Origin of the sequence: Aerococcus kribbianus (genome assembly GCF_026805545.1) — a bacterium.
Taxonomy (GTDB): domain Bacteria; phylum Bacillota; class Bacilli; order Lactobacillales; family Aerococcaceae; genus Aerococcus; species Aerococcus kribbianus.
This window is the reverse complement of sequence record NZ_JAPRFR010000004.1, coordinates 36,205-52,916: the sequence shown is the minus strand read 5'-3', so window position 1 is coordinate 52,916 and position 16,712 is coordinate 36,205. Positions and strand designations below refer to the sequence as shown.

19 protein-coding genes are annotated in these 16,712 nt (G+C 39.5%); 18 read left to right on the top strand and 1 reads right to left on the bottom strand.

Annotated elements, in window-relative coordinates; all coding sequences use genetic code 11:
• Positions 1-17 precede the first annotated feature (17 nt).
• The 17 genes from rpsE to OW157_RS07230 all read left to right on the top strand — a co-directional run bounded on the left by rpsE (position 18) and on the right by OW157_RS07230 (position 12,978).
• On the top strand, positions 18-530 hold the full coding sequence (gene rpsE / locus OW157_RS07310; protein WP_268752688.1) for a 30S ribosomal protein S5: 513 nt from the start codon (positions 18-20) through the stop codon (positions 528-530).
• 13 nt (positions 531-543) lie between these two features.
• Entirely contained in the window at positions 544-723 is a 180-nt protein-coding gene (rpmD, locus tag OW157_RS07305; protein WP_268752689.1) for a 50S ribosomal protein L30, read from the top strand.
• Positions 724-754: 31 nt separating this feature from the next.
• Complete coding sequence (gene rplO, locus OW157_RS07300; RefSeq protein ID WP_268752690.1) at positions 755-1,195, top strand: 50S ribosomal protein L15; 441 nt, start codon at positions 755-757, stop codon at positions 1,193-1,195.
• Positions 1,195-2,493 (top strand): preprotein translocase subunit SecY, encoded by a 1,299-nt coding sequence (gene secY, locus OW157_RS07295; RefSeq protein ID WP_268752691.1) that lies wholly within the window; start codon positions 1,195-1,197, stop codon positions 2,491-2,493. Before rplO ends, secY begins: the two co-directional genes overlap by 1 nt.
• Before the next feature lie 24 nt (positions 2,494-2,517).
• Positions 2,518-3,165 carry an adenylate kinase gene (locus tag OW157_RS07290; protein ID WP_268752692.1) on the top strand — a complete coding sequence of 216 codons (648 nt, stop codon included), beginning with the start codon at positions 2,518-2,520 and terminating at the stop codon, positions 3,163-3,165.
• 104 nt (positions 3,166-3,269) lie between these two features.
• Entirely contained in the window at positions 3,270-3,488 is a 219-nt protein-coding gene (gene infA, locus OW157_RS07285) for a translation initiation factor IF-1 (RefSeq protein WP_268752693.1), read from the top strand.
• A 26-nt stretch (positions 3,489-3,514) separates the two neighbouring features.
• Positions 3,515-3,628, top strand: coding sequence for a 50S ribosomal protein L36 (rpmJ, locus tag OW157_RS07280; RefSeq protein WP_268752694.1), 114 nt, complete (start codon positions 3,515-3,517; stop codon positions 3,626-3,628).
• A 25-nt stretch (positions 3,629-3,653) separates the two neighbouring features.
• A complete protein-coding gene (gene rpsM / locus OW157_RS07275) occupies positions 3,654-4,019 on the top strand; it encodes a 30S ribosomal protein S13 (RefSeq protein ID WP_268752695.1) in 366 nt (121 codons plus the stop codon).
• A 24-nt stretch (positions 4,020-4,043) separates the two neighbouring features.
• Positions 4,044-4,433 (top strand): 30S ribosomal protein S11, encoded by a 390-nt coding sequence (gene rpsK / locus OW157_RS07270; RefSeq protein ID WP_268752696.1) that lies wholly within the window; start codon positions 4,044-4,046, stop codon positions 4,431-4,433.
• A gap of 65 nt (positions 4,434-4,498) precedes the next feature.
• A complete protein-coding gene (locus OW157_RS07265; protein ID WP_268752697.1) occupies positions 4,499-5,443 on the top strand; it encodes a DNA-directed RNA polymerase subunit alpha in 945 nt (314 codons plus the stop codon).
• A 24-nt stretch (positions 5,444-5,467) separates the two neighbouring features.
• Positions 5,468-5,848 carry a 50S ribosomal protein L17 gene (gene rplQ / locus OW157_RS07260; protein ID WP_268752698.1) on the top strand — a complete coding sequence of 127 codons (381 nt, stop codon included), beginning with the start codon at positions 5,468-5,470 and terminating at the stop codon, positions 5,846-5,848.
• A gap of 325 nt (positions 5,849-6,173) precedes the next feature.
• Positions 6,174-8,048 (top strand): acyltransferase family protein, encoded by a 1,875-nt coding sequence (locus OW157_RS07255; RefSeq protein ID WP_268752699.1) that lies wholly within the window; start codon positions 6,174-6,176, stop codon positions 8,046-8,048.
• A 222-nt stretch (positions 8,049-8,270) separates the two neighbouring features.
• Positions 8,271-9,095 (top strand): energy-coupling factor ABC transporter ATP-binding protein, encoded by an 825-nt coding sequence (locus OW157_RS07250; protein WP_268752700.1) that lies wholly within the window; start codon positions 8,271-8,273, stop codon positions 9,093-9,095.
• Entirely contained in the window at positions 9,086-9,973 is an 888-nt protein-coding gene (locus tag OW157_RS07245; RefSeq protein WP_268752701.1) for an energy-coupling factor transporter ATPase, read from the top strand. Before OW157_RS07250 ends, OW157_RS07245 begins: the two co-directional genes overlap by 10 nt.
• Positions 9,963-10,763, top strand: coding sequence for an energy-coupling factor transporter transmembrane component T family protein (locus tag OW157_RS07240; protein WP_268752702.1), 801 nt, complete (start codon positions 9,963-9,965; stop codon positions 10,761-10,763). Before OW157_RS07245 ends, OW157_RS07240 begins: the two co-directional genes overlap by 11 nt.
• Before the next feature lie 12 nt (positions 10,764-10,775).
• On the top strand, positions 10,776-11,588 hold the full coding sequence (truA, locus tag OW157_RS07235) for a tRNA pseudouridine(38-40) synthase TruA (protein WP_268752703.1): 813 nt from the start codon (positions 10,776-10,778) through the stop codon (positions 11,586-11,588).
• Positions 11,589-11,742: 154 nt separating this feature from the next.
• The gene (locus OW157_RS07230; protein ID WP_268752704.1) at positions 11,743-12,978 is read left to right on the top strand and encodes a lipid II:glycine glycyltransferase FemX; all 1,236 of its coding nucleotides are present in this window, start codon (positions 11,743-11,745) and stop codon (positions 12,976-12,978) included.
• A gap of 136 nt (positions 12,979-13,114) precedes the next feature.
• Here the strand turns inward: OW157_RS07230 and OW157_RS07225 are convergent, their stop codons facing one another.
• Positions 13,115-14,470, bottom strand: a complete 1,356-nt coding sequence (locus OW157_RS07225; protein WP_268752705.1) for an FAD-dependent oxidoreductase — start codon at positions 14,468-14,470, stop codon at positions 13,115-13,117.
• 429 nt (positions 14,471-14,899) lie between these two features.
• On the opposite strand from OW157_RS07225, the gene pepF reads away from it, so the two are divergent.
• Positions 14,900-16,708, top strand: coding sequence for an oligoendopeptidase F (gene pepF / locus OW157_RS07220; RefSeq protein WP_268752706.1), 1,809 nt, complete (start codon positions 14,900-14,902; stop codon positions 16,706-16,708).
• The last annotated feature ends 4 nt before the right edge of the window (positions 16,709-16,712 follow it).

Genomic DNA, 16,712 nt, shown 5'->3' with positions numbered 1-16,712 from the left:
AAGGAGGAAGCCAAAACATGGGACAAACATTTCAAGCTTTGAATTTAAATGAAAATGACATTGAAGACCGCGTTGTCGCTATCAACCGTGTATCTAAGGTTGTAAAAGGTGGACGCCGGATGCGTTTTGCCGCTGTTGTTGTCGTTGGTGACAAGAATGGCCATGTCGGCGTAGGTACTGGTAAGGCTAACGAAGTTCCTGAAGCTATCCGTAAAGCGATTGAAGATGGTAAGAAAAACTTAATCGAAGTACCACGTTCAGGTTCTACTATCCCGCATAATGTTAAAGGCCGTTTCAACGGTGGGGATGTCTTGCTTAAACCAGCCCAAGCCGGTTCAGGTGTAGCTGCAGGTGGATCAGTTCGTGCGGTTATTGAGTTAGCAGGAATTGCCGATATCACTTCTAAGTCACTTGGTTCAAACAGCCCAATCAATATTGTTCGGGCAACAATTCAAGCCTTAGAATCTCTTAAACGCCCAGAAGAAATCGCTGAATTACGTGGTAAATCAGTGGAAGAATTACTAGGTTAAGGAGGAAGATAAAATGGCTGAAGTTAAAATCACTTTAAAACGTTCTGTTATTGGACGTCCTCAAGACCAAATTGCAACTGCTAAAGCTTTGGATCTAACTAAACCTAATCGTTCAGTTGTAAAAACACGTAACGAAGCAATCGACGGTATGTTGAAAAAAATCGCTCATTTAGTTGCAGTTGAAGAACTATAATCGTTACAATAGAAAGGGAGGTGCCTATAGAATGAATTTAAATGAATTGCATCCTGCAGAAGGTTCTCGTCACGTACGTAAACGTATTGGACGCGGAACTAGTTCTGGTCAAGGTAAAACATCTGGTCGTGGCCAAAAAGGTCAAAAGGCACGTTCAGGTGGAAAAGTTCGCTTAGGATTCGAAGGGGGACAAACACCATTGTTCCGTCGTATTCCAAAACGTGGTTTTACTAACTTGAACCGCAAAGAATATGCAGTAGTTAACTTAGACGACTTAAATGTTTTCGAAGATGGTCAAAACGTACAACCAGCCGATTTTATCGAAGCTGGCATTGTTAAAAAAGAAAAAGCTGGAATTAAAGTGTTAGGTAATGGTGAACTAGAACGTAAATTAAACGTTAAAGCAACTAAATTCTCAGCGTCAGCCAAAGAAGCTATTGAAGCCGCTGGGGGATCTTGTGAGGTGATCTAATGTTTCAAAAACTGAAAGCTGTTTTTCAGGATAGAGACATTAGAAGCCGTTTACTTTTTACCTCTCTGATGTTAATTGTCTTTCGAATTGGTGCCCATATCACTGTTCCTGGTGTTAATGCGGCATCCATTCAAAGTTTAGCATCGTCAGGTCTATTTGGGCTGTTAAATACTTTTGGTGGGGGTGCTTTATCAAGCTACTCCATCTTTTCATTAGGAGTATCTCCTTATATTACCGCCTCTATTGTGATACAGTTGCTACAGATGGATGTTATTCCTGCTTTCACTGAATGGTCTAAGCAAGGGGAAGTTGGACGCCGTAAGCTTAACAAGTGGACTCGGTATTTTGCTATTGTTATTGCTTTTTTCCAAGCAATTGCTATATCAGTCGGCTTCAACACCTTATCACAATTCGGTTTAATAACGAATCCTAATTTCGTGACTTATGCCTTAATTGCCTTAGTCATGACCGCTGGATCGATGTTTGTGGTCTGGTTGGGTGAACAAATCACTCAGTTTGGGATTGGTAACGGTACATCAATGATTATTTTTGCTGGTATTGTTGCTCGTGTGCCTCAAGAATTAGCCGCCTTTGTGCAAAGTCGCTTTCTTGATGCGCGTCCCAGTGAGTTATCAACTTCATGGATGATGGCAGCTGGTATTGTAGTCGCAGCAATTCTTATTATTATGTTTGTGGTTTATATGAACCAGGCAGAGCGTCGGATTCCTGTTCGGTATTCAAAACGAGCGAATGCAGCTGCTCAAAAAGCGCATTTGCCCCTTAAATTAAATTCCGCTGGTGTAATACCTGTAATCTTTGCTTCCGCTTTGATTATGGTGCCACAAACGATTTTAGGATTATTTGCAGCCAGCCATGGTTCTAAAGACTGGTTCCAAATTTTGTCTAAGGTATTTAACTTGAATGAGCCAATCGGTATTGCAATCTATGCATTAGTGATTATCTTGTTTACCTTCTTCTATGCGCATATTCAAATTAATCCTGAACGAGTAGCAGAGAACCTACAAAAAGCTGGAGGCTATATTCCTAGCGTTCGTCCAGGATACCCAACTGAGAATTACTTGTCGGCAATGCTTAACCGCTTGTCAACAGTCGGATCAATTTTCTTGATGGGAATTGCTACTTTACCATTGGTAGGGTCATATCTCTATAATCTTCCCCAAGGAATTGCCCTGTCAGGAACAAGTCTATTGATTGTTGTTGGTGTGGCTTTGGATACAGCTAAACAGATTGAAGGTCGCTTAATCAAGCGTCAATATGTTGGTTTTATTCGTGAATAGGAAATTTTGACTTGGAGGATTAAGATGAATATTTTGTTAATGGGTTTACCTGGAGCAGGTAAAGGAACACAAGCCGCTAAAATTGTAGATGCTTATGATTTTCCACACATTTCTACAGGTGATATGTTCCGTCAAGCCATTGCTGATGAAACAGAACTAGGTAAAGAAGCCCAATCCTATATGGATGCTGGTGGCTTAGTGCCTGATGAGGTGACTAATGGTATTGTTGATGAACGCTTGCAACAAGATGATACCGCTAAAGGTTTCATGCTAGATGGTTATCCACGGACTTTAAATCAAGCCCAAGCATTGGAAGACATCATGTCCAAGCAAGGTAAAAGCATTGACGCTGTTATCTACTTCGATGTGGATCCAGAAGTGTTAAAGAAACGCTTATCCGGTCGTATTATTTGTCGCGATTGTGGAGCAACTTATAACAAGTTCTTCAATCCTCCTAAAGTTGACGGTGTTTGCGACAAATGTAGTAGTTCAAACTTCTACCAACGTGAAGATGACAAAGCCGAAGTTGTTGAAAACCGAATCAAAGTAAACATGGAACAACAAAAACCCTTGATTGATTTTTATGAAGAACGAGGAAAATTACATCGTGTACCTGGTGATATTGGTATCGATAATGTTTTCGCAAAAGTTCAAGAAATCATTGACAAATAAGTTGATTTCTAGTATTAAACATGTTAAAATTTTAAGGTTGACGAAAATGCCGTTAGCTTATCTGTAGACATAGGACAATGGACCATGCTATAGGAGGGAAAACTGTGGCAAAAGAAGATATGATTGAAGTTGAAGGTACTGTTTTAGAAACGTTACCTAACGCAATGTTCAAAGTTGAATTAGAGAATGGTTATGAAGTATTAGCGCACATTTCTGGCAAAATGCGTGTCAACTATATCCGTATTTTACCTGGAGACCGAGTGAAGGTAGAAATGTCTCCTTACGACTTAACAAAAGGACGCATTACTTACCGCTTCAAATAATGTGTAGCTTCCAAGGAGGTTAAATCATGAAAGTAAGAGCATCAGTTAAAAAGATGTGTGAAAACTGTAAAGTGATTCGCCGTAACGGTAAAGTTATGGTAATTTGTAGCAATCCAAAACACAAACAACGTCAAGGTTAATCATTAAACAAGGAGGTGCCAATTAATGGCTCGTATTGCAGGAGTAGATATTCCACGTGATAAACGTGTAGTTATTTCTTTGACATATATTTACGGAATTGGAACAACAACCGCACAAAAAGTGTTAGCCGCTGCTGGTGTATCTGAAGATACCCGTGTACGTGACTTAACTAACGAAGAATTAGATAAAATTCGTGCTGAAGTTGACCAAATCAAAGTTGAAGGTGACTTACGCCGTGAACGGAACTTAGACATCAAACGTCTACAAGAAATTGGATCATACCGTGGTATGCGTCACCGTCGCTCATTACCAGTTCGTGGTCAAAACACTAAAAACAATGCCCGGACTCGTAAAGGTAAACCAGTTGCTATTGCTGGTAAGAAAAAATAATCATAGAAGGAGGCAAAACATTTTATGGCTAAACGTCAAGTATCACGCAAGCGTCGTGTGAAAAAGAATATTGAATCTGGTGTAGCCCACATTCATTCAACATTCAATAATACTATCGTCATGATTACTGATGAACACGGTAATGCTGTGTCATGGTCATCTGCAGGTGCCCTTGGATTCAAAGGTTCTCGTAAATCAACGCCTTATGCTGCCCAAATGGCATCAGAAGCTGCATCTAAAGTGGCAATGGACAACGGCATGAGAACTGTTGAAGTTTCAGTTAAAGGCCCTGGTTCAGGTCGTGAATCTGCTATCCGTGCTTTACAAGCTGCTGGATTAGAAGTTACTGCAATCCGCGACGTAACTCCAATCCCTCATAACGGTTGTCGTCCTCCAAAACGTCGTCGTGTCTAATCGGCTGATTGCTTGGAAATTATAGCTATATTTTCTTCACGTTTTGAAAGGGGTATTTTGTCGATATGATCGAAATTGAAAAGCCAAATATTGAAACAATCGAGATCAGCGAGGATGCCAAGTTTGGTAAATTCGTTGTTGAACCACTAGAACGCGGCTATGGAACAACCCTAGGTAATTCGTTACGTCGTATTTTGCTATCTTCTCTTCCAGGAACAGCAGTGACATCAATAAAAATTGATGATGTCCTCCACGAATATTCGACAATCCCTGGTGTCCGTGAAGATGTAACGCAAATTGTTTTAAATATAAAGAATTTAGCGTTAAAACTATATGATGTCGAAGAAAAAGAAGTTGAAATTGACATTACAGGACCAGCTAATGTAACGGCAGCTGATATCAATCCTGATGCAGATTTTGAAGTGATGAATCCCGATTTACATATCTGTACACTAGCAGAAGGTGCTCGCTTCCATATGGTGATGACTGTGACTAATGGGCGTGGCTTTGTTCGGGCTGAACACAATAAATCTGATAGCATGCCAATTGGTGTGATTCCTGTAGATTCTATTTATACACCAATTTCTAAGGTAAACTATCAAGTTGAGAACACTCGAATTGGTGAAATCAATGAGTTTGATAAGTTGACCATGGATATTTGGACTGATGGAACAATTTCACCAGAAGAAGCATTAAGTCTAGCAGCCAAAATCTTAACTGAACACTTAGATATCTTCATTAATTTAACTAATGAAGCACGTCAAGTTGAAGTTATGGTTGAAAAAGAAGAGACACAAAAAGAAAAAATGCTTGAAATGACGATTGAAGAGTTAGATCTTTCTGTTCGTTCTTATAACTGCTTGAAACGGGCAGGTATTAATACTATTGAAGAACTAACTGACCGTTCTGAAGCCGAGATGATGAAGGTCCGTAATTTAGGACGTAAATCTCTCGATGAAGTTAAAAACAAACTTGATGCCCTAGACTTATCATTGCGTCAAGATGACTAAAACTACAAAGGAGGATGACTTTTAATGGGTTACCGTAAACTAGGTCGTACTAGCTCACAACGTAAAGCGATGTTACGCGACTTAACAACTGATTTAATTATCAACGAACGTATTGTTACTACTGAAACACGTGCCAAAGAAATCCGTCGTACAACAGAAAAAATGATTACTTTAGGTAAACGTGGTGACTTGCATGCACGTCGTCAAGCAGCTAAATTCGTTCGTAACGAAATCGCAGATGTTCGTGCTGAAGAAGATGACATCGTAGTAGAAACTGCTCTACAAAAATTATTTAACGATTTAGCAGGTCGTTATGAAGACCGTCAAGGTGGTTACACTCGGATTCTTAAAACTGAACCTCGTCGTGGCGATGCTGCACCAATGGTTGTTATCGAATTAGTGTAAGAGATACGATGTATTAGAGTGTTATGATGATGGGAAACCAAGTCTAGCTCTGCTCATGAAGGAGTTTTGCTGTTATAATTTAATAATAGTTAGGCTCCTTCGTGAAATATATCAAATAAATAAATATTGGTTCGGCATATGTGTTTACGCCCTGATAGGTGAGCATATATGCTTTTTTTTGTGTTAATTACAAAGCTTTCTTAAACTTTTATATATTTTTATTTTTGGGCATTGGTTTTTTTAGCTTTTTGGGCTATGATATTGTGGTTAGCTTATGACGAGTTAAGTGGGGTTTCCCGCAATGATTAGTGTTTTGGAGGTAATCATGAACAAGCAACGCTTTAAAGCGGTAGATAGTTTACGTTTCTTAAGTATTATCGCGATTATTTTTTATCATTATACCAAGCATCTATGGCCTGGAGGTTTTTTAGCTGTTGACATCTTTTTTGTGATTTCGGGCTACTTTTTGACACGGTCATTGCTCAGACAAGGCCACTCTCAGGAAGACATTCCTATTTTATTGCCTTTTTTGAATCGGATAAGAAAGCTTGCCTTTCCTATGCTCTTTATGATGGGTATCTGCTTAACGGGAATTTTATTGTTCCGTCAAGACCTGTTAGTTAATCTTGGGCAAATGTTTTTTTCTTCGCTATTATTCGTGAATAACTGGGTACAGATTAGTAACGGGTCATCTTATTTTGCTGAAATGTTACATCCTTCCTTGTTTACTCATCTGTGGTACCTGAGTGTTTATGTGCAATTTATTTTATTTTGGCCAATTTTATTTCGTTTTATCTTACAAAAATTAAAAAATTATCATTGGCAAATTTATCTTATTTTAGCTTTAATTGCTCTATCTTTTATTAGCATGATTTTCTTATTCCAGCCAGGTCAAGACCCTACTCGAGTGTATTATGGGACGGATACCCGAGCGTTTACGTTTTTAATTGGGGTGCTAATGGCCTATGTTGATCTTCCTGGTCTCTTGCGCACCTATATGGAAGACCACAAGTGGTATATGATTGACGGCCTTAACTTGATGACTCTAACAGCAATCATTGCCTTATTTAAGCTGATGACTGATAATGGGACCTTCACCTATTGGGGCGGAATGTTGATTTTCGACTTGTGTGTAGCAGTCTTTTTGGCCGGTATTATGCAAGAAAAATCACTATTAGGACGTTTGTTCGCTTTTAAGCCAATTGTTTATTTGGGTCAAAGATCTTATCCTATGTATTTATGGTATTACCCTATTTTTATTCTCTTCCATATGTCAGCCCACAATAGAAATTGGTTGACAGCTAATATTGGCTTGCAAGTTGTTTTAATTATTTTACTTGGGGTCTTTACCCATGAATTGATTGTTAATAAACGATGGACCGCACCTGTCTTTAACCAAGCACCCGGGACTAGTGTCCGACTCTTTACCGGATTGAAAAATGTCTTTTCTAAGCAAGGCCCTTATTTTGAAAAAATTGTCTTTGCTTTCTTTGCATTAATTTATCTTTGCTCTGCCACAGCTTTAGCTCTATCACCTAGTGCAGAAAACATGAGCGTTCAAGAAAAACAAGCCCAAGAGCAACAAGCTAAAATGAAGGCTTTAAATGAACAAAGAGCCAAGCAAGAAGCAGAGCTCAACAAGGGCTTTGAAAATTATCAATCGCAACTCACAGACGAGCAAAAAGCTTATCAAGCAGGTTTAGATGAGAAAACGTTAAAAAAGGCCTTTGCCTTACCAGTGACCTTTATTGGGGATTCTTTAACAGTTGGGGTGTCAGAAGCGATTTACAGTGTCTTTCCTCAAGCGATTGTTGATGCCCAAGTGGGACGACAATTATATGATAGCCAGCCAGTAGTGGAGCAATTGAAGGCTAACCAACAGTTGGCAGATACGGTTGTGGTAGACTTAGGTGCTAATGGCCCCTTTACTAAAGCCCAATTAGATGAATTTTTAGCAGCTATCGGTAGTGACAAGGAAATTTATTTGGTTAATACTCATGTTGATCGACCTTGGCATGATCAAGTCAACCAATTGTTGGCTCAAGCAGCGGATGAAGGTGGAGACAATATTCATTTGGTGGATTGGGCTAACTATTATGCCACTAATAATAACAATTGGTTGGGTGAAGATGGTGTTCATTTCAACCAAGCAGGAATCTTAGCTTGGATAAATTTTGTTAGTCAGGCAATTACTCAATAATTGAACGGAGCTGTTAAGGAATAAATGGCTAATGGAATCAGCATTTCTTGCACCGTTAAGTAAAATCTAGTAGACTAATAAGGTATGTAGGCGAAATTCACAAGTCTTTTTATATGTGGTATGTTCGTCTGACAAAGTAATAAAAAAGCCCCACAGCTAATTAAATATGATATCAGGAGGCTGCTTTATAACAGTCTCCTTTTTTAGAAAGCGAGGCCGCTAATGGCGAATATAATTACATTTGATCAGGTAGACTTCCGCTATGATGAAGAAGCCGAAGACCTAACCATTGATTCTCTGTCCTTAAGTGTCCAGCGTGGGGAGTGGTTGGCTATAATTGGCCATAATGGCTCAGGGAAGTCAACTTTCTCTAAATTGCTGATTGGCTTACTTGAAGCAGAATCGGGAAGGATTGAGGTCGATGGACTTGAATTAACTGCCGATACGGTATGGGATATTCGGTCACGAGTAGGCCTTGTTTTTCAGAACCCGGACAATCAATTTGTTGGTGCGACAGTGGAAGACGATGTGGCCTTTGGTTTAGAGAATGCAGGGGTTCCTTATGAAGACATGCATGAGCGGGTAGAAGCTGCTCTACGTCAGGTAAATATGTGGGAATTTCGTGACAAGGAGCCAGCTGCCTTGTCAGGTGGTCAAAAACAACGGGTGGCTATTGCAGGTATCATTGCTTTAGGACCAGAAATTATCGTTCTAGATGAATCAACAGCTATGTTGGATCCAGAAGGCCGTGCGGATGTAATGGCGGTTATTAACCAGGTCAGAGAAGAAAGAAACTTAACTGTGATTTCAATTACTCACGACTTACAGGAAGCAGCTATTGCTGATCGTTTGTTAGTGTTTAAGGGTGGACAGGTCGTTGATGAAGGGACCCCTGAGCAAATTTTTGCTAATGGTCCTGCTTTAATGGAAATTGGTTTGGGCCTTCCTTTTGCAGAACAGTTAAAAGCAGCGCTCATAAAACGAGGACTCCCCTTATCCGATGACTACATGACTAAAGAAAGGTTGGCAGACTGGTTATGCAAATAAGTGCTCAAGATATTGCTTATATTTATTCTCCTGATACCCCTTTTGCTAGCCAGGCCCTAAGTCAGGTATCCTTTACCATTCCTGACCGCTCTTATACGGCTATTATTGGTCACACAGGCTCAGGTAAGTCAACCATTACGCGTTTATTAAATGGCTTAATTTTGCCATCTTCAGGTCAATTAAAGGTTGGCGACGTGGTGATAACTCCTGATAGCAGGCAAAAGGATATTAAGATTATTCGTCAGAAAATTGGTATGGTTTTCCAATTTCCTGAAGCACAATTGTTTGAAGAAACTGTTCTAAAAGATGTCATGTTTGGACCACAAAATTACGGTGCTAGCCCAAAAGAGGCTGAAGAAATGGCCAGACAAGCCTTAAAAAGAGTAGAGATTAGTGATGATCTTTTGGATAGGTCGCCGTTTGATTTGTCAGGTGGGCAAATGCGTCGGGTGGCAATCGCTGGTGTCCTGGCTATGGCTCCTGAAGTCTTGATTTTAGATGAACCTACTGCGGGGCTAGATCCTAAAGGTCAAGCGGAACTTATGGGAATTTTTCAAAATCTTTACCAAGAGAAAGCAATGACCATTGTTTTAGTGACGCATCAAATGAATGACGTTGCCAACTATGCTAACCATGTTATTGTGATGGATGCTGGCACTTGTATACAATCAGGTCAACCTCAAGAAATTTTTGCCAATCTGGACTGGTTGACGAGGCATCAACTCGCTTTACCTGACACCCTAGATTTTAAACAAAAACTCCAAGCCATGGATTCAAGCTATGCGAGTGATCGTTTAGAGCTTAGCCTAGAAGAATTGGCTGATTCTATTGCTGAACATTGGCGTGTCAAGAGAAGAGAGGGTGGCTATGAAGGATAACTTAATTATTGGACGTTATATTCCAGGAAATTCTTTAATCCATCGTCTGGATCCGCGCTTAAAATTAGTCGCTATGATTGTCTTTATGGTTTTAATTTTTATGGCTAATTCATGGCCGGCCTATCTGCTTTTGACAGTAACGATTTTAGCTTTGATTTTAATGACCGGTATTTCCTTAGGAGTGTTTATCCGCGGTCTCAAACCCATGCTTATTCTGATTGTATTCACCGTGCTCTTACAGGTCTTATTTACCCATCAAGGCACTGTTTTATGGGAGTGGGGATGGCTTAAATTAACCACAGGAGGAATTTATAATGCGATTATGATTCTGTTGCGGTTTGTTTTGATTATCTTTATTTCAACCATTGTGACTTTAACGACTCAGCCCCTTGCTTTAACGGACGCTTTGGAGAGTCTCTTCTCGCCTTTACGTCAGTTTTTACCAATTCATGAGATTGCTTTGATGTTATCCATTGCCTTGCGTTTCGTGCCCACGCTAATGGAAGAAACCGATAAAATTATGGATGCTCAGCGTGCTAGGGGAGTCGATTTTTCTGAAGGGAACTTAGTGAAAAGACTTCAGGCAATCGTTCCTATCTTAATTCCTTTGTTTATTTCAGCCTTTAATCGGGCTTACGACTTAGCTACGGCGATGGAAGCCCGTGGTTATAAAGGAAGTGAGGGGCGGACAAAATACCGGCAATTACACTGGCAGAGTATTGATACGGTGGCTGCTGTGATGCTAATCATACTATCTATTGCTCTTATTGGCTTAACAATTATAGTGTAGGAGGTCGTCTATGTGACACGGTATAAAGCAGTTATTGAATACGATGGCACGCCCTATGTTGGCTTTCAAGTGCAAAAGAATGGTCCTTCTGTCCAAGAAAGTCTACAGCATGGTCTATATAAAATGTCTAAGGGACAAAAAATTAATGTTCACGGTTCAGGACGGACAGACTCTGGTGTTCATGCTCATGGTCAGGTGGTGCATTTTGACTATCCGGTGGCAATGAAAACAGACAACCTGCTACGCGCATGGAACGCAGTAACCGCTGATAGTATCCGCATTCGTTCGGTGTCTGAGGTGGAAGAGACTTTTCATGCGCGCTACCATGCCCAAGGAAAACATTACCGTTATTGGGTAGACTTAGCTAAGTTTCCTTCGCCATTCCAAACGAATTATGTGCTCCACCATCCTTATCCTTGTGACTATGAGCGGATGAACCAAGCCTTACAAGCGGTAGTTGGTGAGCACAACTTTAAGAGTTTTTGTTCCACTAAAACAGATAAAACAAATTTTGTTCGACGAATAGATAAAGCTCAAGTGACTTTAGATGAGCACACGGGACTTTTGGTTTTTGATTTTATCGGGAACGGATTTCTCTATAACATGGTTCGAATCCTAGTAGGGACTAGTTTGCAAATTGGGGATGGTTTACGCCCTACTGACGAAATGATTCGTTTAATTGCTGCCCAGGACCGTAATGAGGCTGGTCCTACTGCGCCTGGTCATGGGCTTTACTTAGAAGAAGTTTATTATCCCAATCGAAAGACTCGGGACAAGCAATATGCCCAATGGTTGGCTTATCGCCAACAACAGGAGAAAAGTTAAGATTATTTGGTAGATTTTAAAATATCATTAGAAATAGAGGCGGCCGTTGCTTTTTGCTGGCGACTTCTTTATCATTATAAGATGGAGCCACAATAAAAGCAGGTAGCTGATAATTCTTGCTATACACAAATGATGTGATGAATAGGGTGATAAAATGACATACCAAACACAAAAAATTTCGCAAAGTGAATACGACCACTATGTTGCTGCCCTAGCTGGCGAGGTCTACCAAAGTTCAACCTGGGCAGAAGTAAAAAATAACTGGACCCATGACTATGTTGCAGTGAGTCAAGGAGATGACATTAAGGGAGTTGCTCTGATCTTATACCGAAAAATTCCCATGACTAATTTTAAATTGGCTTATATGCCGCGTGGTCCTGTTTGTGACTATAGCCAGTTAGAGGATTTTAAGGCTATTTTAGAAGCCTGCATGCAAGCAGCCAAGGCTAACAACGCCTTTACGCTTAAATTTGACCCTCAGTTATCCCGCGATAAAGGGCAAGAATTAAAAGACTATGTCCTATCTATTGGGGGGCAACATGCCGGGTATGAAAAAGGGATTAAATACAACCAACCTAATTTCCTGATGATTACTGATATGGAAGATGATAAGGACGCACTCTTCAAGCGCTTTTCTTCCAACACTCGTAATAAAATCAAAAAAGCTGGTAAGAATGGCGTTAAGACTATAGCCGTTTCGGATCAAGAAGTATCTAAGTTTGCTAAATTAATGGAAATTACTAGTGAGCGGGATGATTTTGGGGCCCGTCAAGGCGACTATTTTGTCCATCTTCTTGACAGCTTTGGTGACCAAGCGCAACTCTATCTTACTAAGTTAATCATTGCCGATGCTCTAGACCAAAAGCAAAAAGAGCTAAAAAACATCAGCAAAGAGCGTAAAGGAATCGAGAAGAAGTTGGCTAAAATTGGTGAGGAAACCGGTAAAAAGAAAGATAATCTTCTTAACAGCTTAGATATTATTGACAAACGTGAATCTAAAGCTCAAGCCATGCTCAGCGACTTAGAAAGCTTGCAAGCCCAAGGCGAAACAGAAGTGGTCTTATCAGGAGCTATTATGCTTTATTTTGCGGAAACAGCTTACTATGTTTATGCCGCATCATCTAATGATTATCGAGACCTTTTGCCCAATTATCAAATGATTTGGACTATGATGAGTGATGCAATGGATCGGGGCTGTCGCTATTTTGACTTTGGTGGGGTGTCTGGCTATACTTCCGAGAATAATCAAGATGATCCAGAAGCTGGACTTTATGAATTCAAGAAGAATTTTGCTTCTGAACAATTAGAAACCATTAGTGAATTCGACATTGTCTTGAAGCCAATGGTTAATAAAGTCTTTGATACGGCTATGAAATTACGTAAACATTAATCTAAATTTATTGATAGGCCTAGGCATATTTCTTAGCAGATAGTCTAGGCTTTTTAATTAGCAAAAACACCCCAGGGTCTGCCGTGATGGCAGACCCTGGGGTGTTTTATTGATGACTAGTAATCATATTCTTCCACTATTTTTTTGCTTCTTCTTCTTGAGTAAGTGCCGTTTGAGCTAATAAGTTTAAGTAGTTCCATGGACGGTCAAAGTGTGGTTGGAAGAAAAAGTCAACATAAGCTAAGTCTTCAATAGTCATTTGGTTTTGAATGGCTAGAGAGAGGGTGTTGGCTGATTGAGTAATGTCATACTTAGATAATAATTGACCCCCAACAATACGACCCGTTTCCGCTTCATAAACCAATTTCATATAGACTTTTTCATAGCTAGGCATGAACTCTGGACGATGATTGTCTTCGAAGTAAACACTATGCGTTTCTAAACCGAAGTGACCAGCAGACGCATCGTTAACCCCGGTTGAACCAATGTTCCAACCGAAGAGGTGAAGTCCAGAGGTGGATTGTGTCCCACGATATTTCACTTTATCCTCTTTGATATTTTTACCAACTAAGCTACCCATACGAACGGCGTTAGTAGCTAATGGGATATAAGCATGGCCATTGTTAGGATTGTAGTTAACCGCACATGAATCCCCACAAGCAAAGACGTTAGGGTCTGAAGTATGCATGTAATCATCCACAATAATCGCACCGTTTGGCATGGTTTCTAATTTACCATTGTGAAGATCAGTGTTAGGACGGAAACCAACACACAATACTGCCATGTCGCATTGGTATTCACCTTCAGAAGTTTGTACGGCTTTAACATTTCCTTGGTCATCTGGGATAAAGCCTTTAACCATCTCGTTGAGTTGAATTTGGATACCACGTTCACGCATATCCGCTTCAAGAATATCAGTCATTTCTTTGTCAAGGTATTTGTTAAGCACACGGTCAAGACCGTCAATTAAGACAACTTCCTTACCGTCTTCAGCAAAAGCTTCGACTAATTCAATACCGATATAACCACCACCAACAACAACCACACGTTTTTTGTCAGTTTTCTTTTCAATAATGGCTTGAGCATGTTCAAAGTTTTTACATAGTTGGACATTATTTAAGTCTAAACCATCTAATGGTGGAATGATTGGCCAAGAACCAGTCGCGAGCACTAACTTGTCATAGCTTTCTTGGAATTGTTGACCAGTTTCCATATTTTCAACAGTGATTGTTTTGGCATTTTCATCATATGAGAGCACATTATGTTTCATATGTACGTTAGCGCCGAGTGACTCTAATTCGCTAGGGTCAGAATAGAAGAGACCATTAACGTCCTTCACAACGCCTCCTACATAAAGGGCAATCCCACAAGAGAGGAATGAAATATTATCATTACGTTCATAAACAGAAACTTCAACATCATCATTTTCACTTAAAATGGTTTTCACGGCAGCTGTTCCAGCATGGGTACATCCAATAACTGCTACTTTCACTATAAAACACTCCTTAATATTGTTTTCACATGTTATATGACAATGCAAATTATAGAAGAGAAAATAAAAGAATGCAAAGAAATATTATAAATAGGCCATAAAAAACCAATAAAAATCATGTTATTAAAGCGTTTGTGAATAATACAAAAATCGTTCTAATTTGTTCAGACAACAAAAATTACAATCTTTATAATAAGAACAATAAGTGTAAGGATAGAAAATTTGTGAAAAAACAATAAATTAAGGGATGATTTGTGCTTTTGACGAATAGATTGTGAAATATTTTATATAGCATAATTTCTGAAAAAAATGGTAGAATAATATTAAAGCAAAAAATGACAAAATAAAAGCGTCAGCAGAGCTTTAGTGCGCAAAGTCATCTATGAACAATTTTTGTACATGGCTTGTGTTGGTTTAAGGAGGAGTAACATGTTAAATAATAGTTTTCCCACTCGCAATACGGTCAATAAGTCAGAAACTTGGGATATCTCAGCCATATTCACTAGTGAAGAAGATTTTAAAGAGGCAATTAAGCAATTAGAAGGAGATAGTGAAAACTTCGCGAACAAATACAAAAAATGTTTCGATGACCCTAAAAAGATTGTTGAAGCTTTGTATGTCCTGCAAGATATTACTATTCTTAGTTCGCAAATTTCCCATTATGGTTTTTTGCCGGTAGAAACTGACCGTACCGATAGTGATTTAGCAGCGAATCTGCATATAGCAACTCAGGCAGTTAACCGCGCTCAACAAAAGTTGCTTTTCTTTACTAACGCTTTGTTAGAATTATCTGATAAGGAATTAGATACCATAGTGACTGTGTCAGCTGATCTAGACTTATTTATTGAAGAAATTAAACGACAAAAGGCTATAAGCTTAGGTGGTCAAGTAGAAAATGCCTTGTTAGCCTTTCAAGAATCCTTTGACCAACCTTATACTATATACAACCAAGCCAAATTGGCTGATTTAGAGTTTCCTGATTTTACTGTCAAGGGGAAAAGCTATCCGTTGAGTTTTGTATTATATGAAGATTTTTATATGTATAGTGAAGATACTGACTTGCGGCGAGCTGCTTTTGACGTTTTTTCCCAGACCTTATCTCAAGCCAAGCACACTATGGCAGCTACTTATTATGCCCAGGTGTGCCAAGATAAGGCGATGGCTACTTTACGGGGATTTGACAGTGTCATTGACTATCTCTTATATCAACAAGGGGTTAGTCGTGACCTATACGACCGGCAAATTGATGGCTTAATGACTGGTTTGGCACCCGTGATGCAAAAATATGTCCATCATATTAAGGAAGTACGTGGCTTAGAGCAAATGACTTTTGCTGATCTAAAAATTGACCTTGACCCAGATTTCAACCAAGCTATTTACTTTTCTGAAGCTAAAGATTATATCCAAGGGGCTTGTCAAATTATGGGACCGGATTATTTCCAAAGAATTGCACCGGCATTTTCAGAATCCTGGGTAGACTATGCGCAAAATAAGGGCAAGTCAACTGGGGGCTTCTGTACTCAAGCAGCCCAAGTTCACCCCTATATCCTCATGTCTTGGACCGGACTTCTCTCTGATGTTTATACTCTTATTCATGAACTTGGCCATGCAGGTCAAATGATTGCTGCTGAAGAAAATAACTACTATTTAAGTAGTGAACCTAGTCTCTACTTGATTGAAGCGCCATCAACCTTTAACGAGTTATTGCTAACTAATTATTTGTTGAATCTTGCCGATGATGTGCGTTCTAAGCGCTATGCTAAAAGTAAAATGTTGACTAATACCTATTTCCATAACTTTGTGACCCATTTATTAGAAGCTGCCTACCAAAGAGAAGTTTACCGTTTAATTGATGCTGGGAAAGGCTTTAGTGCGGATACTTTGTCTGAAATAAAACAAAAAGTCTTAACAGATTTCTGGGGTGAAGAAGTTGTTATGACACTGGGAGCCGAATTGACCTGGATGCGTCAACCTCATTATTATATGGGCTTATATTCCTATACTTATTCTGCAGGACTTACGATAGCTACCCAAGCCTTTTTAAACATAAAAGCCCAAAAAGAGAGCGCGGTCACTAATTGGCTAGAATTTTTAAAATTGGGTCGGATGCCAATAAACCAGGCTGTCCAGGTTGCGGGTATCGATATCAGTGATGATTCTGCCTTACAAAATTCGATTACTTTCCTTGATCAAACTGTAGATGATATCATAGCTTATAGCCAAAAATTAGGAGAGTAGGTGG